We start from the raw sequence: 25339 nt of genomic DNA, 5'->3' as shown, positions 1-25339 counted from the left end.
GCCGTGTCAATCACCGATGTCAACCCGCTTGGCAAACCCAAGCGCTCCCCCATCCCCGGTCCCCCAATCCGGCGCATAAATTCCATGCCGAACGTAACGATGAAACGATGACCACGGCCAATCCCGCACCTGGCTCACCAAGCCATGTTTGACGGGATTCCAATGGATATAGTCGATGTGCCGCCCCAGGTCGTCTTCGTCACGTATCAGATGCTCCCAATAACGCGCCTGCCAGAGCGTGCCGCAGCGTTTCCGCTTGCGCCCTGGGCTCTGCCATTGGGCGCGGTACCAATCCTCACCACAGCTGAGCGTGACCTGTGACTTGATCAAGCGCCAGCGCGTGGCGAAGTCGGCATCGTCCTCCGGCAACTTCCAGATCGTGTGGATGTGATCAGGCATCATGACCCAGGCCGTGATGTCGAAAGGCCGGCCGCGCCGCACTGCCTCAATCGCGCAGCGCAAGGCGCGACGCACCGCCAGCGAGGCCAGGGCCGGTTGGCGGCGCTCGGTAACAACGGTAAAGAAATAGTGGGCGCCTGGTTGCCAGACGCGCCGGTAGTAACTCATGCTGACCTCCATCGCTGCTACTTGGAGGTCAGCTCTGCCTGCCAAGTTCCGTTCAGGGCAGCGCGTGGCCGCGCGCGGTGACGTAGAGGCGATACCACTCCTCGCGGCTGAGCTGGATGCGCTCGGCGTCGCGGCAGGCGCGGATGCGCTCGGGATGGGAGGTGCCGATCACCGGCGCAATGCCGGCCGGATGGCGCAGCAGCCAGGCCAGCACGATGCTCTCGGGCGCCACCTGGTGCTGATGGGCCAGCTCGCGCACGAGCTGGGCGGTATTGTTCACCACGGGCGGGGCGTCGTAGGCGGCACCGCCGCTGTACCAGCCCTTGGCCAGCGCCCCCCAGGCTTGCAGGCCGATCTGTTTGCGCTGGCAATAGGCGAGCGTGTCGGCCCACACCAGGCCGCCCGCGCCCTGGGCGTCGTTGAAGCAGGTCTCGGCCTCGAGCCAGTCGCGCCGCGCCAGGCTCATCTCGAGCTGGTTGGCCACCAAGGACGTGTCGAGCGCGGCCGTCAGCAGTCGCAGCTGGCCGGCGTGCATGTTCGACACGCCGAGCGCGCGCACCTTGCCGGCCGTGTACAGCGTGTGCCAGGCCTCGTTGATTTCGTCCGGCTCCATCAGCGGATCGGGACGGTGCAGCAGCAGCACGTCGATGTAATCGGTGTGCAGGCGTGCCAGGCTGGCCTCGACGGCGGCGATGATGTAGGCACGCGACAGGTCGTAGCGGCCGGGCCCGTGCGCGTCGCCGAAGCGGATGCCGCACTTGGTCTGCAGCACAATCCGTTCACGCAGCGCCGGTTCGGCCTTGAACAGCTCGCCGAACACCTGCTCGGCCTTGCCATGCGTGTAGATGTCAGCATGGTCGAAACGGGTGATGCCGATCTCGAGCGCCGCGTCGAGGGCGGCGCGCGCGTGGGCGATGTCCTTGCCCTGCACCGGTTCGTGGTTCCAGCCGCCGCCGAGGCCCATGCAGCCGTAAATCAAGCGGCTCATGCGTGCTTTTCCTTCTTCTTTTTCGGCGCCGGCAGAGGTTCGCCGTCCAGGCGCATCTTCAACTGTCGCCCGCCGACCCAGACCTTGCGCATATGTTCGAGCAGGCCCTTGGGCATGCCGTCCGGCAGTTCCACGGTGCTGTAGTCCTCGTACATCTCGAGACGGCCGATGTGGGCGGCCTCGAGCCCGGCCTCATTGGCGATGGCGCCGATGATATTGGCCGGCTTGGCATGCGCCTTGCCCACCTCGATGCGGTAGCAGACCATGGGGAAATCGTGGCGCGCGGCCGGCTTGTCCTTCTTTTTCTTCGGTGCCGGCGCCGGTGCCGCCGCAGCAGCCGGTGCCGGCGCGTCTGGCAGCGGGGCCATGAATTTGTCCAGCTGCATCGGCGAAGCGGCCGTGTCCGCCGGCGGCGGCGTCTCGCCGTCGCGCACGATGCGCAGGCGGCGGCCGGCCGTGCTCACCTCGGCCAGCGCGGCCAGGGTGGCGGCGTCCAGATCGGCCGGCAGATCGAGCAGGGTGTGGTCGTCGAAGATTTCGATGCGGCCGATGCGCTTGGCGTCAATGCCGCCCTCGTTGGCCATGGCGCCGACGATATTGCCGGGCTTGACCCCATGCACGTAGCCGACCGCGATGCGGTAGGTGGCCATGCCCGGCTCGGGCGGGCGCGCCATGCGTTCCTTCTTGAGGGCGGCAAAATCGGCGCGCGAGGGGCGCGCGTCGCCGCCCAGCAAGCGCTGATCGATGTGCTCGCGCGGGTCGGGCGCGCGCTCTTCGGCCTGGCGCCGCTCCTGGTTCTTGTCCAGCAGCAGGGGCTCGTCGCCGCGCGCGATCTTGGCCAGGGCGGCGGCGATTTCGATGGCCGGGACATTGTGCTCGCGCTCGTATTCCTCGCACAGGCGCTGGAACACATCGAGCCCGCCCGCTTCGAGCGTGGCGCTGATCTGCTCCTTGAAGCGGGCGATGCGGGCGTCATTGACTTCGCGCACCGTGGGCAGGGTCAGGGGCGACACCGGCTGGCGCGTGTGGCGCTCGATCATGCGCAGCAGATTGCGCTCGCGCGGGGTGATGAACAGGATGGCGTCGCCGGTGCGGCCGGCGCGCCCGGTGCGGCCGATGCGGTGGGTGTAGCTCTCGACGTCATACGGCACGTCGTAGTTGACCACGTGGCTGATGCGCTCGACGTCGAGGCCGCGCGCGGCCACGTCGGTCGCCACCAGAATGTCGATGCGGCCTTCCTTGAGCAGGCCGATGGTGCGCTCACGCGCCTGCTGGGCCATGTCGCCGTTGATGGCGGCGGCCGAGAAGCCGCGCGCGCACAGTTTTTCGGCCAGCTCCTCGGTCCCCAGTTTGGTGCGGCTGAAGATGATCATGCCGTCGAAGGGCTCGGCCTCGAGGATGCGGGTCAGGGCGTCGAGCTTCTGCATGCCCGAGACCAGCCAGTAGCGCTGGCGGATGTTGTCGGCCGTCGTGGTCTTGGCGGCCACGGTGATTTCCTCGGGCTCGCGCAGATAGGTTTTGGCGATGCGCCGGATCGGGGCCGGCATGGTGGCCGAGAACAGGGCCGTCTGGCGCGTGGCCGGGGTGCGCTGGAGGATGGTTTCGACGTCGTCGATAAAGCCCATGCGCAGCATTTCGTCGGCTTCGTCGAGCACCAGGGTCTTCAGGGCGGACAGGTCGAGCGCGCCCTTTTCCAGGTGGTCGATCACGCGGCCCGGGGTGCCGACCACCACGTGCACGCCGCGGCGCAGGGCCGACAGCTGCGGGCCATAGCCCTGGCCGCCGTAGATCGGCAGCACATGGAAGCCGGGCAGCTGGGCCGCGTACTTCTGGAAGGCTTCGGCCACCTGGATGGCCAGCTCGCGCGTGGGCGCCAGCACCAGGGCCTGGGGCCGGGCGCTGCGCACGTCGATGCGGGCCAGGGTCGGCAGGGCGAAGGCGGCGGTCTTGCCGGTGCCGGTCTGGGCTTGGCCAAGCACATCGCGCCCCTGCAGCAGCAGCGGGATGGTGGCGGCCTGGATCGGCGACGGGGTCTCATAGCCGATGGCGTCGATCGCCTGCAGCAGGGCGGGCGGGAGGGCAAGGTCGGCAAAACGTTGAATTTCCATGGGGGGCTCTCACAGGAGGGACTCGCACACTGCGAGGCATACCGATAGTGTAGCGGTTCAGCCACCGCAGAGGTAGCACGGGAGCGGACAAACCCGTAATATTGTGGTCTAGCCGAGTTCACGCCGCCCATGACCATCGACACCTCCGTTCCCCTGCTGCTGGTCGACGACAACCTGCAGATCCGCTCGGCGATCCGCAGCATCCTCAACGACCTCGGTTTCCGTACCGTGCACGCGGCCGCCAGCGCCGAAGAAGCCATGCGCATCTTCGGCGAGCGTCCGGTCGGCGCCGTCATCTGCGACCAGTCCCTGCCCGGCATGGGCGGCCTGGCCTTCATGCAGTGGATGCGCGAGCAGCCGCGCTGGGCCGACCGCCCCTTCCTGCTGCTGGGCGAGGAAACCGATCCGGGCGCGGTCCAGGCCCTGCTGGCGGCCGGCGCCTCCGACTACCTGGTCAAGCCCTTCACCTACGACCACTTCCAGCAGAAGCTCGAAGCCCTGCTGCGCCCGGCCCGGCGCGCCGCCGTGGCGGCCGCCCGCAGCGGCAGCCCGCGCGCCCTGATCGGCGAGGACACCCCGGTCGAGGAAAGGATCCGCAAGGCCACCATCCTGGTGGTCGACGACATGGCCACGAATATCAAGGTGATCGCCGGCATGCTGACCGACGACGGCTACAACGTGAAGGTGGCGATCAGCGCGCGCAAGGCCCTGGAACTGGCCCAGAGCGCCCAGCCGGACCTGATCCTGCTCGATATCGTGATGCCCGAGATGAGCGGTTTCGAGCTGTGCAAGCGGCTCAAGGCCGATCCCGACACGCGCGACATCCCGGTGATCTTCCTGTCCTCGCGCGACGGCGCCGACGACGTGGTCGGCGGCCTGGCCCTGGGGGCGGCCGATTATGTGACCAAGCCGGTCGAATCCTCGGTGCTGCGCGCGCGCCTGCGCACCCAGCTGCGTCTGGCCGCCACCCTGGCCGATCTCAAGCGCAAGAGCGCGCTGGCGGCCGCCAATGCCCAGCTGCGCGACGATGTCGACCGCCTGACCCGGCATGAGCTGGCGCCGCTGGTGGCCGGCATGCTCGACGCGGTCGAACGGCTGCAGGCCGATCCGGCCGCCAGCGAGGCCCTGCGCAGCACCCTGGACACGCTCGGCCAGCACGGCCATGTGCTGCTGCGGCGCGCCACCCACGGGGTCGACCTGCACCGGCTCGAACAGGGCCGCTACGATCCGGCCGCCGAACCGATCGCGCTCGAACAGCTGCTCGAAGCCTGTGCGCGCCACGCCGGCGTGCTGGCGCGCCTGGAGATGCCGAAGACCCCGCTGCGCGCCCAGGGCGACCTGATTCTGGCGCGTGCCGCCATCGACCAGCTGCTGCAGCTGGCGCTCGGTTTCGCCATGCCGGACACGCCGCTGCAGGTGTCGGTGCCGGTCGACGCCCAGTTCGCCGGCTTCCTGCTCGAATGGACGGGCGGGATGCCGCCGGCCGTGCGCGCCGCCCTGACGGAGCGCCCCTCGCTGGCCGGCAATCTCGGTGAGGCGGCCCTGTCGCTGTATGCGGCGCGCCTGATGGCCGAACTCCAGGGCGGCAGCGTCAACGCCAGCGCGGACGGCAACCAGACCCGCGTGCAGCTGCGCCTGCCCAAGGTGGCGCCGCCCGCATGATGTTCGCGCGCCGGCCCTTCCGTCCCTGGCGGCTGCTGGCCGTGCGCTGGGCCGTGCTCGCCATGGCGGTGGCCGGCGTCACCGTGTATGCGCGCCACGAATACGTGGTCGGCGCCCACAACGCCAGCCTGAGCGAAGACACCCGCGTGCTGGCGCGCCGCATCGCCAGCGAGAGCAATGAGGGCACGGTGATGGGCGCCGCCATCCTGATGGGCCTGGTGGGCGAGAGCGTCAAGCAGAGCGTGGCCGGAAATACCGAGGCCCCGCCCGCCCTGATGGGCGATTTTGCCGGTCTGATCAACCAGTTCAATGCGCTCGGCGTGCAGCTGGCCACGGGCGACGGCCGCCTGGTGGCGAGCCTGGACCGCAATGGCGAGCAGCCCGGCCTGGGCGCCAATCTGAGCGAGCGCCCCTACTGGCGGCGCGCGCGCGACGGCCAGCCGAATGTCTACCCGAGCGTCAGCGGCCCCCAGGGCGAGCGCGCCTTGTACGTGGCGGCGCCGGTGCGCTCGGGCGCCTCGCGCAAGTGGCCAGTCACCGGCGTGTATGCGCTGCAGGTGCCGGCCACGCCGATCGACCGCCTGCTGGCCCAGATGACCCAGCCGGCCCTGGTGGTCTCGCCCGATGGTCTGGTGTTCGCCGCCAACCGGCGCGACTGGGTGCTCAAACTGGCCGCCCCGCTGCCGCCCTACCGGCGCGCAGCCCTGGCCCAGGAGCGCCAGTTCGGCGCCCTGTTCGACGGCGGCGCCCCGGCGCGCCTGCCGTTCACGCTCGACCAGGCCTGGGTCCACGTCGACGGCCGCCGCCATCTGCTGGCCACCGCCTTCCTCGACTGGCAGGACGACGCCGGCCTGTGGCGCGTGGCGGTGCTGGACGATACCGCCAACTGGGAGCCATGGTGGGACTTCCTGCTCTGGGGCGGCGGGGCCGGCGGCGCCGTGCTGCTGCTCGGCCTGGCCGCGACGGCGCGCCAGCGCGCCTTCGGCACCGCCCAGCGCCTGCGCAACGAGAACGCGCGCCGCCTGCGCCAGATCACCAATCACCTGCCGGTGGCCGTCTACCAGTACCGCTTCGACGACGAGCAGCTGCGCTTCGTCTTCATCAGCCCGGCCCTGCAGGAGATCACCGGGCTCGATCCGGCCCAGGCCCTGCTCGACGCGCGCGCGCTGCTGCACCTGCTCGACCCGGACGGCAGCGTCAACCTGCTGGCGCGCCTGCAGCAGGCGGCCGCGCGCCAGGAGCGCGTCAGCCTGCAGCTGCGCTACACCCATCCGCTCAGCGGCCAGACGCGCTGGGCCGAATGGACCTCGGCCCCGCAGCGCGAGCATGGGGCCATCGTCTGGAACGGCTATCTGGCCGACATCACCACCGTGCAGGAGGCGGCCCAGGCCCTGTCGCGCGCCAAGCAGGCGGCCGAGGACGCGACGCGCTCGAAGTCGATGTTCCTGGCGAATATGAGCCACGAAATCCGCACGCCGATGAATGCCATCATCGGCCTGGCCCACCTGGCGCTGAAAACGGCGCTCGACCGCCAGCAGCACGACTACCTGGCCAAGATCCACGCGGCCGGCAGCAGCCTGCTCGGGATCGTCAACGACATCCTCGATTTCTCCAAGATCGAAGCGGGCAAGCTCGATCTCGAGCACGCCGACTTCAGCATCGAGCGCCTGATCGACAGCGTCGACACCATCGTCGGCCACCGCGTCGAGGAAAAGGGCCTGGAGCTGGTGTTCGACATCGAACCCGAGGTGCCGTACGCGGTCAATGGCGACGCGCTGCGCTGCGGCCAGATTCTGATCAACCTGGTCGGCAATGCCGTCAAATTCACCGAACATGGCCAGATCGTGGTGCGCATCGCCTGCGGCGAGCGGCGCCGCGACCAGGTCGAACTGCTGGTCGAAGTGGCCGACAGCGGAATCGGCATGAGCGCCCAGCAGTGCGCCCACCTGTTCGAGGCCTTCACCCAGGCCGACGGCTCGACCACGCGCAAATACGGCGGCACCGGCCTGGGCCTGACGATTTCGCGCCGCCTGGTCGAACTGATGGACGGCGCCATCAGCGTCGAGAGCGCGCCCGGCGCCGGTTCCAGCTTCCGCTTCAATCTCTGGCTCGGTCTGGCCGAGCAGCCGCGCCGCCCGCGCCTGCCCGACGCCCTGGCCGGCCTGCGCGTGCTGGTGGTGGACGACAACGCGGCCGCACGGCGCGCCCTCGCGCACCAGCTGCATAGCCTCGGTCTGCCCCAGCCCGCGATCGTTCTGGCCGAGTCGGGCCAGCAGGCGCTGGAGCTGGTGGACAACGCTGCCCTGCCCTTCGGTCTGGCCCTGATCGACGTCGACATGCCGGGCATGGACGGCCTGTTCCTGGCCCATGCGCTGCTGGCGCGCCCGGCCCCGCCGCCGATGCTGCTGGTGTCGGGGCGCGACGACGACAGCCTGCGCGGCGCCGCCGCCGGCATGAATCTGGAAGGGGTGCTGGTCAAGCCGGTCGGCGCCAGCGCGCTGGCGGCCGCCCTGGCCCAGCTGGCCGGCGACCAGGCCAGCGCGCCGACGCCGGCGCCGGCGCCGCTGCCGCTGCGGCTGGACGGCCTGCGCGTGCTGCTGGCCGAGGACAATAGCGTGAACCAGCTGATCGCCACCGAACTGCTGGAGGACGCCGGCGCCAGCGTGGCGGTGGCGGCCAGCGGCGCCGAGGCCGTGCGCATGGTGGCCGAAAGCGACTACCACCTGGTGCTGATGGACCTGCAGATGCCGGAGCTGGACGGCTATGCGGCCACGCGCGCGATCCGCGCCCGCCTCGACGCCAAGCGTCTGCCGATCATCGCGCTGACCGCGCACGCCCTGCCGGAAGAACGCGAGCGCTGTCTGCAGGAAGGCATGAACGACCATATCGCCAAGCCGATCGATCCGCCCACCCTGTATGCGGCGCTGGCGCGCTGGGGGGCGCGCCATATCCTGGCGCGGCCCACGCCGGCTGCGCCGGAAGCGGCGCAGCCCGGCTTCCCGCCGATCGCCGGTCTGGATGTCGAGGCCGGCCTACGCCGCGCCGGCAAGCAGCCGGACCGCTACTGGCGTCTGCTGCGCGAATTCGCCGCTACCCAGGCCGACAGCGGCGCGCGTCTGCAGGCCCTGGCCAGCGGCGGCGACCTGGCTGCGCTGCGCGCGGCCGCGCATGCGGCCAAGGGCGTGGCCGCGAATGTGGGCGCATTGGAACTGGCGGCCGTGGCGGGCGCCATTGAACAGGCGGGCCAGGCCGGGGCCGGCCTGCTGGCCGCCTATGCCGGGCAGCTGGCGCGCCTGCTGGCGGCGATCGAAGCGGCGCTGCCGGCCGCCAGCGACGACGCCGATGCGGCGCCGGCCAGCGCCGACCAGCTGGCCGCCCTGCGCGCCCTGCTGGTGGCCGACGACAGCCGCGCCGAAGCCATGTTCGCCGAACAGCGCGCGGGCCTGCGCGCCGCGCTCGGCGCCGCCGCCGACACGGTCGAACAGGCGATCGCCGGCTTCGATTACGCCAGCGCCCTGGCGGCGCTCGACCAGGCCGGGCACTGAGGCCCGGCCGCCGTCCTTAAGCGCGCGGCGCCGCGCAGTGGCGCGCGATGAAGGCGCCGTGCTCGGGCATCACATTGACGCACTTGGCGATCACGTCCTGCACGCTGTGCAGGTAGTCGGCGATCTCGCGCTCGTCCTGCACGTCGACCAGCGGATGGTAGCCGTCGATCGGCGCGTTCTGCCCTTCCAGCACCTGCACCCAGCCGACTTCCGAGAACAGCTCGTTGTCGATGCGCACCACGCGCCCGCTGCTGCGATATAGCGCGATCTTCTGGCGCAGCGTATCCGGAATGGCCATGTGGGCGCAGGCCTGCCAGAACTCGGAATCGGTGCGCTGGTTCATGTGGTAGTGCAGGATGATGAAGTCGCGGATGCGCTCGTACTCGAAGGCCGACTGGCGGTTGTATTCGGCCGTGACGACCGGGTCGAAGCCGCTGTCCGGGAACAGTTCGATCAGGCGCGCGATGGCCGACTGGATCATGTGGATCGAGGTCGACTCGAGCGGCTCGAGGAAGCCGCTGGCCAGGCCGACCGCGACCACGTTCTTGTTCCAGCCCAGCTTGCGGCGGCCGGTGGTGAACTTGATCAGGCGCGGATCGGCCAGGGCTTCGCCGTCGAGATTGGCCAGCAGGGTGGCCGCGGCCTCGTCTTCGCTGATGAACTGGCTGCAGAACACATGGCCGTTGCCGGTGCGGTGCTGGAGCGGAATGCGCCACTGCCAGCCGGCGCGGTGTGCGGTCGAGCGCGTGTAGGGCGTGAGCACCGGCGCCGAGGCGCACGGCACGGCCAGCGCGCGGTCGCACGGCAGCCAGTGGGTCCAGTCTTCGAAGCCGGTCTGCAGGGTCTGCTCGATCAGCAGGCCGCGGAAGCCCGAACAATCGATGAACAGTTCGCCCGCCAGTTCGGTGCCGTTTTCCAGCACCACGGCCTCGATGAAGCCGTCGCTGGCGCGCTGGCGCACCTGGCTGATCTTGCCCTCGATGCGCTGGACGCCGCGCTGCTCGGCCAGGCCGCGCAGGAAGCGCGCATACAGGCTGGCGTCGAAATGGTAGGCGTAGGTGATTTCGGCCAGCGGCGAATTGCCGGCCTCGGTGGTCGGCGGCATGAATTTATTCGCCTTCGAGGCCATGCGCGCAATCGAATACGCCTCCAGCGGGGCGGCCTTGCCGAGCCGGCGCATCTTCTGCCAGTACTGGTCGAAGCGCACGGTGGCCAGGTCCTGGCCGATGCTGCCGAAGCCGTGCATGTAGCGCTCGCCCTGGCGGCCCCAGTTGACGAATTCGATGCCGAGTTTGAAAGTGCCATAGGTGGCGCGCAGGAACTCGACCTCGTCGATGCCGACCACCTGGTTGAAGCGCTTGACCATCGGGATGGTCGCCTCGCCGACGCCGACAATGCCGATCTCGTCGGACTCGACCAGGCGGATCTGGTAGCGTCCGCCCATCACCGTGGCCAGCGCGCTGGCCGTCATCCAGCCGGCCGTGCCGCCGCCGACAATCACAATCGTTTTGATCGCTGCTTGCATCGCTCTTTTCCTTACCCACAAATGAAAACAACCCCTGAGGCATCGGCCTGCAGGGGTTGTCTGGGAGTGTAACTTAGAACTTGTAGTTCACGCCAAAGTGGTAGGTCCGGCCGTATTCCACTTTGTTGGTGACCTGGTTCGGATCAACCGTGTATTCCTGGAACGGTGCCTTGTTCCAGTTGGTTGCCTGGGCATACAGGGACACGCCCTTCAGCCAGCCGCTCGGGATTTCGTAGGAGGCCTGCAGGTCGACGATGGTCTCGCCCTTGATGAAGGTGAGCTGCTGGTTGTCCTGGAAGTCCGACACGGTACCGAGGAAGTTCGAACGCTTGCGTGCGGCGGCGGCCACCTGGAAGCCATACTTCTCATAGTACAGACGCAGGTTGGTCACTTTGCGCGACAGGCCCGGCAGCGGGATCTTCACCGAGGAGGTGTTGACGTTCGGGAAGCCAGCGGTCGGCAGTTCCACGCCCGAGTCGGTGTCCGAATGGTTGACCATCACGCCGAAGCCGTCCAGCATCGGGGTCAGCATCGAGAACGGCACGTTGATCGCCAGTTCGAAGCCGTGGATGCTGCCGCCGTCGCCGTTGATCGGCTGGGTCAGCAGACCGGTGGTCTTGCCAGCGTAGGGGCCGGTCGCGGGCAGCGGCGTGGTCGGGGTCACGTAGGGACCGAAGTCGAACGGACGCGGCACGCGCAGGATGTAGGTGTCGAGCTTCTTGTAGAAGCCGGCCAGCGAGATGTAGCCCTTGTTGCCGAAATACTTCTCGTAGGACAGGTCGAAGGACTTGGCCTTGAACGGCTTCAGACCCGGGTTACCGGCCGAGCCGGTCAGGATCGGGTACGGACCCGAGGTGCTCAGGTTGAAGTTGTTCGAGGCGCGCATGTCGTCCAGGTTGGCGCGCGAGAGCACCTTGGCCACGCCGACGCGCATGACCTGCTCGCTGCCCAGGTCATACGACAGGTTGGCGCTCGGCAGCACGTCCCAGTAGTCGGCGCCTTGTTCCACATACTTGGCCGGGCAGGTGGCGGCGGTGTTGCCGGTGCACTTGGCCTGATCGACGACGTAACCGGCGCCGGTCTGCTTGGTGTGGATCAGCTGGGCACCCACGTTGCCGCGGTAGCTCAGGCCGAACATCTGGCCGTCCAGATCGCCCATGGCGTACAGGCTGGTGACCTTTTCCTTCACGTTCCACAGCTTGTTCAGGATGTCGGCGTCGACTTTGTCGGCCAGATCATAGATGGTGCCGAGCGAACCGGTCGGATCGAACTTGGCCACCTGGATGCTGGTGGTGCCGGCGGTTTCGACGGCGCTGCCCGGGATGCCGGCCACACCGTAGGGGTTGCCGCCCTTGACCACCAGACGGCCTTCCTGGCCGGTGCGCGACTTGTCGCGCTGGGTGTAGTTCAGGCCGACGGTGCCGCTCTGCATCGGGCCCCACTCGAGGGCGGTCTTGCCGTTCAGGCGCAGGGCTTTGACTTCATCGTCGATCTTCGGCTGGGCCAGATAGCCGGCCTGGGGCGAGGAGACGCCGCCCGACCAGCCCATCACGTCGGTCAGCTTGACGACGTTGCGGTCTGCGTAGTTGAGGCCGGTGGAGTATTTGACGTCGGTGAAGTTACCGCCGTTGAAGCCGGTCCAGGAGATGGTGTCCAGGGTGGTGGCATTGCCCGGCAGACCAGCGGTGGTCTCGTAGCGCGAGCTCAGCTTCGAGGCCTTCGACCAGGTCAGGTCGGTGACCATGTCCCAATCGGCGACCTTGAATTCGTTCTTCCAGCCGACGGTCTTCAGATCGTCATCGGCCGATTCCAGGTGGTTACGGATCACGCCTTTGTAGTTGGTGATCGTACCGGCCGTGGCGACGCCGTTGACGATGGTGGCATTGGTCAGCACACCGTTCGGGTCATAGCCGCCGGCGCTGTTGCCGCCCACGGCGCCTTCCAGACCGGTCTTCTTGAGCGAGGTGTAGCCCGAGGAGTAGAACAGGTCCAGGGTCGAACGGAAGTTGCGGTTCGGGCGGTATTGCAGCGAGGCGAACATGCCTTCGCGGTTGTTTTCGCCGGTCTCGGTGTCGGCACCGAAGCCGCCCGGGGTGATCACGTCCTTGCCCTGATACGGCATGGTCGGGGTCCAGCCGCCCCAGGAGTTGAACTTGCGCTGGGCGCCGCCGTTTTCGTCGTACTTGGTCAGGCCGATGGCCAGACCGACCGTGCGGTCAGCGAACTGGTCGATGTAGGACAGCGAGTAGCGCTCGCCCTTGCCTTCCGGCAGACCCGAGCCGATACCGATGCGGCTCTTCTTGTAGTTGGCGGCGAACACGCGCTTGCCGAAGTCGAGCGGGTTGACGGTGCGCAGGTCGATGGTCGCGGCCAGGCCCTGGCCGACCACGCTGGCGTCCGGGGTCTTATAGATCACGACCGAGCCCATCAGCTCGGCGGGGAACAGGTCGAACTCGGGGCTGCGGGCGTTGCCGGTCGAGGCCATTTCGCGGCCGTTCAGCAGGGTACCGTTGAAGCTCGGCGACAGGCCGCGCACCGACACGTCCGACGCCTTGCCCGAGGAGCGGCTACGCTGGGTGGTCACGCCGGGCAGACGGGAGACCGACTCGGCCACGCTCTGGTCCGGCAGTTTGCCGATGTCTTCAGCCGAGATGGCTTCGACGATCGAGCTCGAATTCTTCTTGATCGAAATGGCCGCTTCGATACCGCGGCGGATACCCGACACGACCACGGTCTGGACCTTGTCGTCGTCTTTCTTGGCCTCGTCCTTCTTGTCGTCGGCTTTCTGGGTCGCAGCCGGTGCAGCGGCCGGCGCTTCCTGCGCGAAGGCCGAGCCAGCCAGCGCGGCCAGCAGCACGGCGCAGCCAGCGGCCACCGGATTCAGTTGGAAGGCAAGGCGCTGGCGTGCTGCGAGCTCGTCGCGCTTCTTGGCGGTCATATTCATGTGTCCCCTCGTTTAACAAACCACTTTATTTGCACCGACCGTCAACTGCGCCGGTTCCCCAAAAGCAAACGCTTTTCACGTTTCATCGGGGATTCTGTACTAAAACTAGATGCACTGTCAACGAGAGTTCACCGCCACTACGGAAAACGGTGTTTTTGCGACACAAGCCCCTGTTTGCGCCCGTTTTTCGTTGTATTCCGGCTACACCAACGAAATCCGTACGCTGTAGTACGACTACATTTCCACCAATTTGCCCCGAAGTCGGGCAGTTTGCACCGGTTTGGTGCGAATTTTCGGCGCCAAGCGATCGTCTGTACCTAAACTAGATTGCTTGTCGTCGCGGAACAATTGAGCCGGACCCGCTTTCATAGTATGCTCAGCGGCAAAACACACAGCATGAGCTGTAGCGGAACTACTTTTGTAGTCGCCAACAAACAGGAGACCAGCATGTCCATCCCTCTGCGCCGGGGCCTCGCCCTGCTGCTGCTTGCCGCGAATACCACTTGGGCGGCCGACGTCGAAGTGCTGCACTACTGGACCTCGGGCGGCGAAGCGCGCTCGGCGGCCGAGCTGAAGAAGACCCTGCAGGCCAAGGGCGTCAACTGGAAGGACTTCGCCGTGGCCGGCGGGGCCGGCGAAAACGCCGCCACCGCCCTCAAGGCGCGCGTCATCGCCGGCAATCCGCCGACGGCGGCCCAGGTCAAGGGACCGGCCATCCAGGAATGGGGGCGCGAAGGCGTGCTGGCCAATATCGATGCCGTGGCCCAGGCCGAGAAATGGGACAGCCTGCTGCCGCCGGCCATCGCCAGCATCATGAAATACAAGGGCAGCTATGTGGCCGCCCCGATCAATGTTCACCGCGTCAACTGGCTGTGGGTCAATCCGGCCGTGCTGAAGAAGGTCGGCGCCAAGGCGCCCGCCAATTTCGACGAGTTCTTCGCCGCCGCCGACAAGATCAAGGCGGCCGGCCTGGTGGCCGTGGCCCATGGCGGCCAGCCGTGGCAGGACGCGACCCTGTTCGAGTCGGTCGCGCTCGGCATCGGCGGCCCCGAGTTCTATAAAAAGGCCCTGGTCCAGCTCGACCCGGCCGCCCTGAGCGGACCGCAGATGCTGAAGACCTTCGAGACCCTGGGCCGGATCAAGACCTACATCGACCGCGACGCCCCGGGGCGCGACTGGAACCTGGCCACGGCCATGGTCATCAATGGCAAGGCCGGCATGCAGTTCATGGGCGACTGGGCCAAGGGCGAGTTCACGGCCGCCGGCAAGAAGCCGGGCGCCGACTTCCTGTGCCTGCCCGCGCCCGGGACGGACAAGGCGTTCAGCTTCAATGTCGACTCGCTGCTGATGTTCAAGGTGAAGGACGCCAAATCCCAGCAGGTGCTGGCCTCCAGCCTGATGAGCCCGGAGTTCCAGGAGCAGTTCAATCTGAACAAGGGCTCGATCCCGGTGCGCGCCGGCGTGCCGAAGACGCGCTTTGACGCCTGCGCCCTGCAGTCCATGCTGGACATGGAAGCGGCCAGCAAAGGCGGCAGCTTCGTGCCCAGCCTGGCCCACAATATGGCGGTCGGCTCGGCCACCCAGGGCGCCATGATGGACGTGATCGCCCGCTTCATGAGCACCAATCTGGCGCCCAAGGATGCGGTGGCCGCGCTGGCCAAGGCCGCGCGCACGCGCTAAGCCGATGACGCGCCTGTCCCGGCTGGCCGACCGCTGGCTGCCCAAACTGGTGCTGGCGCCGACCGTGCTGGCGGCGCTGGTGTTCATCTATGGCTTCATCGGCCTGACCGGCTATCTGTCGCTGAGCGAGTCGCGCCTGATGCCGAACTTCGATTTCGCCGGGATCGAGCGCTACGCCGAGCTGTTCGACCTCGAGCGCTGGTGGACCGCGGCCGCCAATCTGGCCCGCTTTGGCCTGCCCTTCATCGGCATCTGCCTGATACTGGGCTTGCTGCTGGCCGTGCTGCTCGACCAGAAAATCCGCGCCGAGGGCGCGCTGCGCGCCATCTATCTGTACCCGATGGCCCTGTCCTTCATCGTCACCGGCGCCGCCTGGAAGTGGATCCTCAATCCCGGCCTGGGACTCGAGAAGCTGGTACAGGGCTGGGGCTTCCCCGGTTTCAGCTTCGACTGGCTGGTCGACCCCGACATGGCGATCTACACGGTGGTCATCGCCGGCGTCTGGCAGTCGTCCGGCTTTGTGATGGCCCTGTTCCTGGCCGGCCTGCGCGGGGTCGACCCGAGCATCATCCAGGCCGCCCAGGTGGACGGGGCCAGCCTGGCCACGATCTACCGGCGCATCGTGATCCCCTCGCTGCGGCCGGTGTTCTTCAGCGCCCTGCTGATCCTGGCCCACATCGCCATCAAGAGCTTCGACCTGGTCATGGCCCTGACGGCGGGCGGGCCCGGCACCGCATCCACCGTGCCGGCCGTCTTCATGTACCAGTATGCGTTCTCGCGCGGTCAGCTCGGCCTGGGCGCCGCTTCCAGCATGATGATGCTGGCCACCGTGGTGGCGGTGCTGGTGCCGCTCATGTATCTGGAGACGAAGGGAGCGCGCCATGGCCGCTAAGCCACGCCTCGGCCGCCTGGCTCTGTATGCCCTGCTGCTGGTGGCCGTCTACTACCTGCTGCCGCTGTACGTGATGCTGGCCACGGCCTTCAAGCCGCTCGACGAGATCCGCGATGGCAGCCTGCTGGCCCTGCCCCAGGCGCCGACGGCGGCGGCCTGGCTCAAGGCCTGGAGCGGCGCCTGCACCGGCGTGCAGTGCGAGGGCCTGGCGCCGTTCTTCTGGAACTCGGTGCGTATGGTGCTGCCGGCGGTGCTGATCTCGACCCTGATCGGCTCCCTGAACGGCTATGTGCTGTCGCTGTGGCGCTTTCGCGGCGCCGACCTGCTGTTCACCGGCCTGATGGTCGGCTGCTTCATCCCCTTCCAGGTGGTGATCCTGCCGATGGCGCGCCTGCTTGGCCTGGCCGAGATGGCCAATACCACGAGCGGCCTGGTATTCGTCCACGTGGTCTACGGCCTCGCCTTCACCACCATGTTCTTCCGTAATTTCTACGTGACAGTGCCGGAGGAACTGGTCAAGGCCGCGCGCATCGACGGCGCCGGCTTCTTCCTGATCTACCGGCGCATCATCTTCCCGCTCTCGCTGCCGATCTTCATGGTCTGCATCATCTGGCAGTTCACCCAGATCTGGAATGACTTCCTGTTCGGCGTGGTGTTCGGTGGCGCCGATGCGATGCCGGTGACGGTGGCGCTGAATAATCTGGTGAACACCTCCACCGGGGTCAAGGAATACAACGTCGACATGGCGGCCGCGATCATCGCCGCCCTGCCCACCCTGGCCCTGTATCTGGTGGCGGGCAAGTACTTCGTGCGCGGGCTGACGGCCGGCGCCGTGAAAGGATAAGCATGGCTTCACTCTCGATCCGCCAGGTGCGCAAGGTCTACCCGAACGGGGCCGAGGTCCTGAAGGGCATCGACATCGACATCGCCGACGGCGAATTCCTGATCCTGGTCGGCGGCTCGGGCTGCGGCAAATCGACGCTGCTGAATATGATTGCCGGCCTCGAGCCGGTCAGCCAAGGCGAGATCCGCATCGGCGAGCGTGTCGTCAACGACATGCCGCCCAAGGACCGCGATATCGCGATGGTGTTCCAGTCGTATGCGCTGTATCCGACCATGACGGTACGCGAGAACATCGCCTTTGGCCTGGGCATCCGCAAGGTCCCCAAGGCGGAGCAGGATGCGATCGTGGCGCGCGTGGCCGAGACCCTGCAGATCGACCATCTGCTCGAGCGCAAACCGGCCATGCTGTCGGGGGGCCAGCGCCAGCGCGTGGCCATGGGCCGGGCGATTGCGCGCAATCCGGCCCTGTTTCTGTTCGACGAACCACTGTCCAATCTGGACACCAAACTGCGGGTCGAAATGCGCGCCGAGATCAAGCTGCTGCATCAGCGCCTGAAGTCGACCATCGTGTATGTGACCCACGACCAGATCGAGGCCATGACCCTGGGCGACAAGATCGCCGTGATGAAGGACGGCGTGGTCCAGCAGTTCGGCACGCCGCAGCAGATCTACGATGAGCCGGACAATCTGTTCGTGGCCGGTTTCATTGGCTCGCCGTCGATGAACTTCCTGCGCGGGACCCTGCGCGCGGATGGCTTCGTGCTCGACCACGCCGGCATCCAGACCCTGCTGCCGCTGGCGCACTGCCCGTCCAGCCACGTCGGGCGCGAGGTGATCCTCGGCCTGCGGCCCGAGCACATCACCGATACGATCAGCGCCCACAGCGGCACCGAAGTCGACTGCCTGATCGAGATGACCGAACCGACCGGGCCCGACACCCTCGCGTTCACGCAGTGTAATGGCAGCCGCCTGACCTGCCGCACCCACCCGCGCGCCGGCGCCGCGCCAGGCCAGACCCTGCGCCTGTGCTTCGACGCGGCCAAGGCCGTGCTGTTTGACCCCGCCACCGAACAACGCCTGCGATAAGGAACCCGCATGAAACGCACCGCCCTCGCCCTGCTGCTGTCCCTGGCCCTGCCGGCCTTCGCCCAGAACATCGACCGCATGGAGCCGCCGTTCTGGTGGACCGGCTTCAAGGACAAGAACCTGCAGCTGATGGTGCACGGTCCCGCCATCGGCGAGGCCACGCCTTCGCTCGACTATCCGGGTGTGCGCATCGCTTCGGTGACGCGCACGCCGAACAAGAACTACCTGTTCGTCAATCTGGTGATCGACGATGGCGCCAAGCCGGGCACCCTCGATCTGCGCTTCACGCGCGACGGCAAGAGCAGCAGCTACGCGTACAGCCTGCGCGCGCGCGAACCGGGTTCGGCCCAGCGCAAGGGCTTTGGCCAGGCGGACGTCATCTACAACCTGATGCCGGACCGCTTTGCCAACGGCGACACGAAGAACGACGACCTGCCCGGCATGCTGGAGAAGGCCAACCGCGCGAACCGCGACGGCCGCCACGGCGGCGACATCGCCGGCATCATCCAGCATCTGGACTACCTGGCCGGCATGGGCTTCACCCAGCTGTGGCCGACCCCGTTCGCCGAAAATAATATGCCGGCCTATTCCTACCACGGCTATGCGGCGACGGACTTCTACAAGATGGACCCCCGCTTCGGCAGTAACGAGGACTATGTGCGCCTGTCGAAGGAGGCGCGGGCGCGCGGCATCGGCCTGATTCAGGATATCGTGCTGTCGCACCTGGGCAGCCAGCACTGGTGGCTGAAGGACCTGCCGATGCCCGACTGGCTGAATAACCCGAACAAGTTCACGCCCACGGCCCACCACCGCGCCGCCAACCAGGACCCGTACCGCGCGCAGGCCGACTACGACAACTTCACGCGCGGCTGGTTCGTCGAGACCATGCCAGACATGAACCAGTCGAACCCCTTCGTGGCCACCTACCAGATTCAAAATAGCCTGTGGTGGATCGAGTATGCGGGCCTGTCCGGCCTGCGCCTGGATACCTTCGGCTACTCGGATTCCGCCTTCCTCACCCAGTACACCAAGCGCGTGATGGACGAATATCCGAACCTGACCATGGTCGGCGAGGAATGGTCGCGCAATCCGGTGTTCGTCTCGCATTGGCAGACCGGGAAGCAGAATTTCGACGGCTACCGCAGCTACATGCCGAGCATGATGGACTTCCCGATGTCGGAGACCCTGCGCGAGGCGCTGGCTCCGGCGGCCGATGCGAATAGCCTGAAGGACGTCTACGAAATGCTGGCGATGGACCAGCTCTACCCCGATCCGAGCAAGCTCGTGATGTTCGAGGGGAACCACGATATGGCGCGCCTGTATTCGGTGGTCGGTGAAGATCTGGGGCGCTGGAAGATCGCCCTGGCCGCGCTGTTCACGCTCCCGCGCATACCGCAGTTCTACTACGGGACCGAGGTCTTGATGACCAGTACCGTCAAGGGCCGCGACGACGCCAGCTACCGCCACGACATGCCGGGCGGCTGGGAAGGCGACAAGGTCAATGCCTTTACCGGCGCCGGCCTCACGCCGCGCCAGACCGAGGCCCAGGCCTACGTGCGCCGCCTGGCCAACTGGCGCAAGGCCAATCCCGTGATCCACAGCGGGAAGACCATGCACTTCGGCGCCGAGAACGGCGTCTACGTCTACTTCCGCTACGACGAGCGCAAACGCGTGATGGTCGTGCTGAACAAGTCGGACAAGGCGGCCGAACTGGATACGGCGCGCTTCCAGGAGATCCTGCGCGGCAGCCGCGCCGGTGTCGATGTGATCAGCGGCGAGCGCGTGAACCTGGCCGGCAAACTGAAGGCGCCCGCCACCAGCGCCCTGATTCTGGAACTGGACAAGGCCGAAAAATGAAGCGCACCGCCGCCGCCCTGGCGCTCGCCCTGATCCTGCCCGCCGAGGCGGCGCAGCTGCCCGCCATCGACACCCTGTTCAAGGAGATGGCCATCCACGTGAAGCCCGGCCAGCAGGCGCAGTTCGTGGCCGGCGATAACGTGGCCGGCTACTTCGAGGGCTACACCCAGAGCGAGGACAAGGGCGCCGGCTACGTCCTGCGCAGCGGCACCTGGTTCCGCAATTACCGCGCCTATGCCGGCGGCCGCGCGCTGGCCCGCGCCGGCGCCGACGAAGCCGTGCTCCCCTGGGGCCACCAGGTGCGCTACGCCGACGGCACCCAGACCGACCTGGCCCTGCTGTCCGGACGCCAGGCACTGGCCCTGCGCGTGCGCAGCCTACGCCCGATGGCGCTGGCGCTGGAGCCGCGGCTGGACCTGCCCGCTGGCGCCAAGCTGGAGGCGCTCGACGCGCGCAGCTGGGTCGTGCGCCTGGCGCCCGAGCAGTGGCTGGCGATCGCCACCGACCAGGCAGCGCAGCGCGACGACGCGGGCCGCTTCAGCACGCGCGGCGCGGCCAGCAGCCTGACCGTGGTGCTGCAGTTCGGCGCCAGCCGCGCCGAGGCGCTGGCCGGCGCGCGCCGCCTGGCCGGACGCCAGCCGATCGAAGCAGAACGTCGCCTGCACTACCAGCGCCTGACGCGCGCCTGGCTGCGTACCAGCGACCCGGCCTATAACAAGGCCCTGCTGTGGGCGCGCGCTGCTGCGCAGCTGTTCGTGGTCGAAGAATTCGGCAAGGGCATCTGGGCCGGCCTGCCCTGGTTCCGCGACAACTGGGGGCGCGACACCTTCATCGCCCTGCCCGGCACCCTGCTGGTCAACGGCCGCTTCGGCGACGCCCGCGCCGTGCTCGATAATTTTGCGCGCTACCAGAACCTGAAGGACGGCCCCGAGTACGGGCGTATTCCGAACCGCGTGGCCAGCGGCGACAGCATCATCTACAACACCGTCGACGGCACACCGTGGATGCTGCGCGAAGGCCTCGAATATCTGCGCTACAGCGGTGACCGCGCCTATGCGGCCGATCTGCTGCGCCTGGCCTACCCGTATTTCGATGGCGCCTTCCGCCACTACGTCGACTCGGACGGCCTGCTGACCCACGACGGCGCCGACACCTGGATGGACGCCCGCATCGAAGGCCGCCAGCCATGGTCGGACCGCGGACCGCGCGCCGTCGAAATCCAGGCGCTCTGGTACACGGCCCTGCAAACCGGCGTGACGCTGGCGCGCCTGGCCGGCGACAGCGACAGCGCGGCGCGCTGGTCGCAGGCGGCGGACAAGGCGCGCACGCGCTTCCTGGCCCTGTTCTGGGACGGCCAGCGCATGGCCGACCGGCTGCGTGCCGATGCCAGTCCGGACACGCATCTGCGTCCGAACCAGCTGATGCTCAGCACCATACCCTTCGACGACTTCGTGCCGCCCGCCGTGCAGGCGCGCGTGCTGAAGAACGCGGTCACGGGCCTGCTCTATCCCTACGGTCTGGCGTCGCTGAGCCAGGACGATCCCTACTTCCACCCGCGCCACGAGAACCCGGATTTCCACCACAAGGACGCAGCCTACCACCAAGGGACGGTGTGGGGCTGGAATGCCGGTTTCGCCGTCAGCGCCCTGAACAAATTCGGCCAACAGGACCTGGCCTGGCGCCTGACGCGCAATCTGGGCGAACAGATTCTCGGCCTCGGCACGCTCGGAAATATGAGCGAGCTGCTCGACGCCCTGCCGCACGAGGGCGGCAAACTCAAACCCTCGGGCACCTTCGCCCAGTCGTGGAGCGTGGCCGAATATGCGCGCAACGGCTTTCAGGACTATGTCGGCTTCCGCCCCGACCTGCTGACCAATACGCTGCACTTCGTCCCGGCCGTCCCGCGTGACTGGCGCTTCTTCGAGGCCGTGCTGCCGTACGCGAAAGAAGCGCTCGACGTGCACTACACGCGCAGCGCCAACGGCGAACGCTGGACCCTGCTGCAGCGCGGCGGCCAGCCGCACCGTCTGCGCTTCGATCTGCTCGGCCCCGACCAGAGCCGCCAGCGCGTCGAATTCGACAGCCGCCCCAACGCCAGCATGGTGCTGGAGGTGGGCGCGCACGGCGCCACGCTCGATGGGCGCGCGCTGACGGCGCAGCCGGTTCAGGCCAGCTATGCGGCCACCATCGGCAAGCTCGATTTCCTCACACCCCGCCCCTACCGGCCGCAGGACTTTCCGATGCTGCGCGGGCGCGACGTCCTGAAAGGCATCGTCGAACAGAATGCGTACCACTAAGACGCTGGCCCTGCTGCTGGCATTGTCGGGCGCGGCCCATGCGGCCGGCCCGCTGGCCCAGGACATGTATATCCGCGGCGCCTTCAATGGCTGGGGCACCGACAACCGCCTCGACTACAAGGGCGGCGCCGTGTACGAGGCCGATATCGTGATCCCGCCCGGCTACCACGCCTTCAAGCTCGGACGCAGCGACTGGAGCGCCGAGTGGGTGCTCGATCCGCAGCAGAGCCAGGCCGTGGCGCTGGAGCGCGACTATCGTCTGAGCCTGCAGCCCGGTCCGCACGACTACCTGTTCGTCAAGGCCACGGCCACCTACCGCTTTCAGCTCGATGTCAGCGACCCGCAGGCCCCGCGCCTGCGCGTGGTCCGGCGCGACAGCGGGCCGACTCAGAGCGAGGACCCGCACGCGGGCCACGGCGCGATGGCGCAGCTGCGCTTTTCCACCTGGGATGGCAAGACCGAGACGGCGCGCTTTTCCTCGCCCGACCAGCATGCCGCCCTGCGCAGCTATGCCCACAGCAGCACGGCGCCGCTGCGCGACCCCGGTCCCGCCTTCACCACCTATAGCGAAACGGCCGCCCTGCCGCGCCTGCGCAGCGGCGATCTGGCCTTTGACGCGCTGTTCGCGCTGGCCATGCACGAGATGCGCCAGAATTCCGTTGCCCAGATCCGCGATGGCAATTACAAAGGCGGCGCCGCCATCGACTGCGCGTGTTTCGAGACCGGCGAAAAATGGCATTACGTGTGGACGCGCGACCTGTCCTATGCCGCGCGTCTCGGCCTGGCCATGCTCGACCCCGAGCGCGTGCGCAACTCGCTGGAATTCAAATTGTCCGGCTTTCGCACGGGCTGGGGCCCGGACGGCGAACAGATCGTGCAGGACACCGGCAGCGGCGGCAGCTGGCCGGTCAGCACCGACCGGGTAAGCTGGGCCTTCGGTGCGGAAGCCGCGCTGGCCAGCCTGCCCGATGCCGAACGCGGCGCCTTCGCGCGGCGCGCCCTGGCCGCCCTCAGTCACACCATCGAGGCTGACCGCGGCGCCGCCTTCGACGCCGCCACTGGCCTGTATTCGGGCGAACAGTCCTTCCTCGACTGGCGCGAACAAAGCTATGCCAGCTGGGTGGTGGAGGACATCGCCAGCCTGGCCAGCGCCAAATCGCTGTCGACCAATGTGGCCCACTACCAGGCCCTGCGCCTGGCCGCGCGCCTCGCGCACGAACAAGGCGACGCGGTGCGCGCGGCCCGCTACGGCGCCTGGGCCGCAGCCCTGAAGACCGCCATCAACACCCGCTTCTGGCGCGCCGACGACGGCCTGTACGCCAGCCTGACCGGTCCCCATTTCGACGGCGCCCCGCTGCGCAAATTCGACTGGCTCGGGCAGTCGCTGGCGATCCTGAGCGGCGTGGCCGATCCGGCCCGAACGCGCAGCATCCTGGCCCATTATCCGCACGGGCCGATGGGCGCGCCGGTGATCTATCCGCAGCAGCGCGGGGTGCCGGTCTACCACAACCGTGCGATCTGGCCCTTCGTGACCGCGTTCGGCTTGAAGGCGGCGGCGCTCGGCCGCAATGTCAGCGTGGCCGATGCGGCCTATGCGACCCTGGTGCGCAGCGCGGCCCTGAACCTGTCGAACATGGAAAACCTCGAGTGGCTGAGCGCCCAGCCGCTGCTGCTGGACGAGCAGCACCCGGAGCTGATTGGCCCGGTGATCAATTCGCGCCGCCAGCTCTGGTCGGTGGGCGCCTATGCCGGCATGGTGATCGAGAATATCTTTGGCCTGCAGGTCCAGGCTGATGGCCTGCACCTCGATCCTTTCATCACGGCCCAGCTGCGGCGCGAGCGCTTCGCCCAGCAGGACAGCATCCTTCTGGACGGCCTGCGCCTGCGCGGCAAAACCCTCCATTTGCACGTGCAGCTGCCGCCAGCGGCCGCCGGCGCCGGCTACTACGCACTGCAGGCCGTCACGCTGAACGGCAAGCCGGCCGGCACGCACATCGCCTGGGAGGCGCTGGCCGAGGATAACCAGATCGTGCTGCAGCTGGGCGCCTTGCGGGCGGGCGAACAGGCGATCCGGCGGGTGACGGCCAATCCCTACCAGGAGGATGCCGCCGTGTTTGCGCCGCCCGAGCCGCGCATCAAGGGCTTTCAGCGGAACGGGCGCAGCGTGTCGCTCGACCTGGCCGGCGAAGGCCAACTGGACGTGTACCGCGATGGCCGCCTGCTGGCCGCTGGTCTGAAGGCGGGCCGCTGGCAGGACCGCAGCGCGGGCCCCGGCGCCTGCTACAGCGTGCAGGCGCGCGTGGGCGAGAACAGCAGCCATCCGAGCCGCCCTGTCTGCACCGGCGCCGTGCAGGAGATCGATGTCGGCGACCCGCGCGTGCAGAGCAGCCGCCCGGTCGCGCCAGCGCGGCCCCGCTTCGACCTGCCCGCGATCCGCGACTGGGGCGCGCCCGAGGACCAGTTCACGGTGCGCGATCTGCAGATCACGGAAGGCGGCCGCTACGCGCTGCAGATCCGCTATCACAACGCGGCCAACCAGATCAATCTGGGGATCAGCAATGGGGTCAAGCGCCTGAGCGTGTTCGACGCCAGCGGACGGCGCGTGGCCGAGGCGGTGGTGCAGCTGCCGCATGCCGCGCTGCTGCAGGCGCATACGCCGCCCGTGTATTCCACCCCGCTCGAAGTGCAGCTGGCGCCGGGCCGCTATCAGCTGCGCCTGAGCGAGCACTTCAACATGAGCTACCTGCAGAGTAACGCCAGCTTCACCAATGCCGGCGGCGTGGACGGCCCGGCCAACCGCTTCGACCTGTTCGGCGTGCGCGTGCTGCGCCGCTAAGCCGCGCCGCTGCGCGCATGCTCGAGCATGCGCTTGAACACGCGCCGCAGCACCGCCTGTTCGTCCGCGCTGGCGTGGCGGTCGTACAGGCTGTCGATGGCCTCCGCATACACGGGCCACATGCGCGCGCGCTCGGCCGCGCCGGCCGCACTCAGCACCGCAAAGGCGCCGCGCCGGTCATCGGGATCGGGCGCGCGCGTCAGCAGACCGGCCGTCTCCAGCCGGTCCACCAGGCGCGTCAGATTCGGACGCGACAACACCACATAATCGGCCAGTTCGTGCATGCGCAGGCGCTGCCCGGGCGCGCGTTCGAGCGCCCACAGCACGTCGTACCAGTTCAGGGGCGGCAGCGCGGCCGCGGCCAGGCGCTTTTCAATCGCCTCGGTCAGCACCGCATGGGCGGTCAGGAACAGGGGCCAGGAGCCTGGCGTCTTCGGGTCGGTCTTCATGATCGCGATTTTAGTTGCATTTGCAACGATCTTCAACTACGATGCGGATATCGTTGCACT

Annotated in this window: 15 protein-coding genes; 9 read left to right on the top strand and 6 right to left on the bottom strand. The window is 67.8% G+C overall.

Going from position 1 to position 25339, the window contains the following annotated elements:
• Window positions 1-6 precede the first annotated feature (6 nt).
• The 3 genes from LZ005_RS05180 to LZ005_RS05170 are packed head-to-tail and all read right to left on the bottom strand — an operon-like array spanning window position 7 to window position 3663.
• The gene (locus tag LZ005_RS05180; protein WP_237805364.1) at window positions 7-567 is read right to left on the bottom strand and encodes a transposase; all 561 of its coding nucleotides are present in this window, start codon (window positions 565-567) and stop codon (window positions 7-9) included.
• Window positions 568-619: 52 nt separating this feature from the next.
• Window positions 620-1555, bottom strand: a complete 936-nt coding sequence (locus tag LZ005_RS05175) for an aldo/keto reductase family oxidoreductase (RefSeq protein WP_237805362.1) — start codon at window positions 1553-1555, stop codon at window positions 620-622.
• The gene (locus tag LZ005_RS05170) at window positions 1552-3663 is read right to left on the bottom strand and encodes a DEAD/DEAH box helicase (RefSeq protein WP_237805360.1); all 2112 of its coding nucleotides are present in this window, start codon (window positions 3661-3663) and stop codon (window positions 1552-1554) included. Before LZ005_RS05170 ends, LZ005_RS05175 begins: the two co-directional genes overlap by 4 nt.
• 129 nt (window positions 3664-3792) lie before the next feature.
• Between LZ005_RS05170 and LZ005_RS05165 the strand changes: the two genes are divergently transcribed.
• Together LZ005_RS05165 and LZ005_RS05160 are read left to right on the top strand one after the other, a co-directional pair.
• Window positions 3793-5325: a response regulator gene (locus LZ005_RS05165; protein ID WP_237805358.1), complete on the top strand. Its 1533-nt coding sequence runs from the start codon at window positions 3793-3795 to the stop codon at window positions 5323-5325.
• Window positions 5322-8870, top strand: coding sequence for a response regulator (locus LZ005_RS05160; RefSeq protein ID WP_237805356.1), 3549 nt, complete (start codon window positions 5322-5324; stop codon window positions 8868-8870). The genes LZ005_RS05165 and LZ005_RS05160 overlap by 4 nt, the downstream gene beginning before the upstream one ends.
• Before the next feature lie 16 nt (window positions 8871-8886).
• Here LZ005_RS05160 and LZ005_RS05155 read toward each other — a convergent pair whose 3' ends face one another.
• Window positions 8887-10395 (bottom strand): tryptophan halogenase family protein, encoded by a 1509-nt coding sequence (locus tag LZ005_RS05155; protein WP_237805354.1) that lies wholly within the window; start codon window positions 10393-10395, stop codon window positions 8887-8889.
• A gap of 73 nt (window positions 10396-10468) precedes the next feature.
• Entirely contained in the window at window positions 10469-13339 is a 2871-nt protein-coding gene (locus LZ005_RS05150) for a TonB-dependent receptor (RefSeq protein WP_237805351.1), read from the bottom strand.
• Window positions 13340-13786: 447 nt separating this feature from the next.
• Here LZ005_RS05150 and LZ005_RS05145 point away from each other — a divergent pair, with 447 nt between their 5' ends.
• Genes LZ005_RS05145 through LZ005_RS05115 form a run of 7 tightly spaced genes read left to right on the top strand, consistent with a single transcriptional unit; the run spans window position 13787 to window position 24830 of the window.
• Window positions 13787-15019, top strand: a complete 1233-nt coding sequence (locus LZ005_RS05145; protein WP_237805349.1) for an ABC transporter substrate-binding protein — start codon at window positions 13787-13789, stop codon at window positions 15017-15019.
• A gap of 4 nt (window positions 15020-15023) precedes the next feature.
• Complete coding sequence (locus LZ005_RS05140) at window positions 15024-15911, top strand: carbohydrate ABC transporter permease (protein WP_237805348.1); 888 nt, start codon at window positions 15024-15026, stop codon at window positions 15909-15911.
• Window positions 15901-16755, top strand: coding sequence for a carbohydrate ABC transporter permease (locus LZ005_RS05135; protein ID WP_237805346.1), 855 nt, complete (start codon window positions 15901-15903; stop codon window positions 16753-16755). Before LZ005_RS05140 ends, LZ005_RS05135 begins: the two co-directional genes overlap by 11 nt.
• Before the next feature lie 2 nt (window positions 16756-16757).
• Window positions 16758-17840: an ABC transporter ATP-binding protein gene (locus LZ005_RS05130; protein WP_237805344.1), complete on the top strand. Its 1083-nt coding sequence runs from the start codon at window positions 16758-16760 to the stop codon at window positions 17838-17840.
• A 9-nt stretch (window positions 17841-17849) separates the two neighbouring features.
• Window positions 17850-19697, top strand: coding sequence for a glycoside hydrolase family 13 protein (locus tag LZ005_RS05125; protein ID WP_237805342.1), 1848 nt, complete (start codon window positions 17850-17852; stop codon window positions 19695-19697).
• Complete coding sequence (locus LZ005_RS05120) at window positions 19694-21994, top strand: amylo-alpha-1,6-glucosidase (RefSeq protein WP_237805340.1); 2301 nt, start codon at window positions 19694-19696, stop codon at window positions 21992-21994. The genes LZ005_RS05125 and LZ005_RS05120 overlap by 4 nt, the downstream gene beginning before the upstream one ends.
• Complete coding sequence (locus LZ005_RS05115) at window positions 21981-24830, top strand: esterase (RefSeq protein ID WP_237805338.1); 2850 nt, start codon at window positions 21981-21983, stop codon at window positions 24828-24830. Before LZ005_RS05120 ends, LZ005_RS05115 begins: the two co-directional genes overlap by 14 nt.
• On the opposite strand, the gene LZ005_RS05110 is transcribed toward LZ005_RS05115, so the two are convergent.
• Window positions 24827-25279: a MarR family winged helix-turn-helix transcriptional regulator gene (locus LZ005_RS05110; RefSeq protein ID WP_237805336.1), complete on the bottom strand. Its 453-nt coding sequence runs from the start codon at window positions 25277-25279 to the stop codon at window positions 24827-24829. The genes LZ005_RS05115 and LZ005_RS05110 overlap by 4 nt on opposite strands.
• Window positions 25280-25339 lie beyond the last annotated feature (60 nt).

Source organism: Massilia sp. TS11 (assembly GCF_022012445.1).
In the GTDB taxonomy this organism is placed as follows: domain Bacteria; phylum Pseudomonadota; class Gammaproteobacteria; order Burkholderiales; family Burkholderiaceae_D; genus Telluria.
Note: the sequence above shows the minus strand (reverse complement) of the source record. Positions and strands in the feature narration are given on the sequence as shown.

Coding starts and splice junctions, on each gene's coding strand:
- LZ005_RS05180 (WP_237805364.1), bottom strand. CDS start 567: ATGAGTTACTACCGGCGCGTCTGGCAACCAGGCGCCCACTATTTCTTT.
- LZ005_RS05175 (WP_237805362.1), bottom strand. CDS start 1,555: ATGAGCCGCTTGATTTACGGCTGCATGGGCCTCGGCGGCGGCTGGAAC.
- LZ005_RS05170 (WP_237805360.1), bottom strand. CDS start 3,663: ATGGAAATTCAACGTTTTGCCGACCTTGCCCTCCCGCCCGCCCTGCTG.
- LZ005_RS05165 (WP_237805358.1), top strand. CDS start 3,793: ATGACCATCGACACCTCCGTTCCCCTGCTGCTGGTCGACGACAACCTG.
- LZ005_RS05160 (WP_237805356.1), top strand. CDS start 5,322: ATGATGTTCGCGCGCCGGCCCTTCCGTCCCTGGCGGCTGCTGGCCGTG.
- LZ005_RS05155 (WP_237805354.1), bottom strand. CDS start 10,395: ATGCAAGCAGCGATCAAAACGATTGTGATTGTCGGCGGCGGCACGGCC.
- LZ005_RS05150 (WP_237805351.1), bottom strand. CDS start 13,339: ATGAATATGACCGCCAAGAAGCGCGACGAGCTCGCAGCACGCCAGCGC.
- LZ005_RS05145 (WP_237805349.1), top strand. CDS start 13,787: ATGTCCATCCCTCTGCGCCGGGGCCTCGCCCTGCTGCTGCTTGCCGCG.
- LZ005_RS05140 (WP_237805348.1), top strand. CDS start 15,024: ATGACGCGCCTGTCCCGGCTGGCCGACCGCTGGCTGCCCAAACTGGTG.
- LZ005_RS05135 (WP_237805346.1), top strand. CDS start 15,901: ATGGCCGCTAAGCCACGCCTCGGCCGCCTGGCTCTGTATGCCCTGCTG.
- LZ005_RS05130 (WP_237805344.1), top strand. CDS start 16,758: ATGGCTTCACTCTCGATCCGCCAGGTGCGCAAGGTCTACCCGAACGGG.
- LZ005_RS05125 (WP_237805342.1), top strand. CDS start 17,850: ATGAAACGCACCGCCCTCGCCCTGCTGCTGTCCCTGGCCCTGCCGGCC.
- LZ005_RS05120 (WP_237805340.1), top strand. CDS start 19,694: ATGAAGCGCACCGCCGCCGCCCTGGCGCTCGCCCTGATCCTGCCCGCC.
- LZ005_RS05115 (WP_237805338.1), top strand. CDS start 21,981: ATGCGTACCACTAAGACGCTGGCCCTGCTGCTGGCATTGTCGGGCGCG.
- LZ005_RS05110 (WP_237805336.1), bottom strand. CDS start 25,279: ATGAAGACCGACCCGAAGACGCCAGGCTCCTGGCCCCTGTTCCTGACC.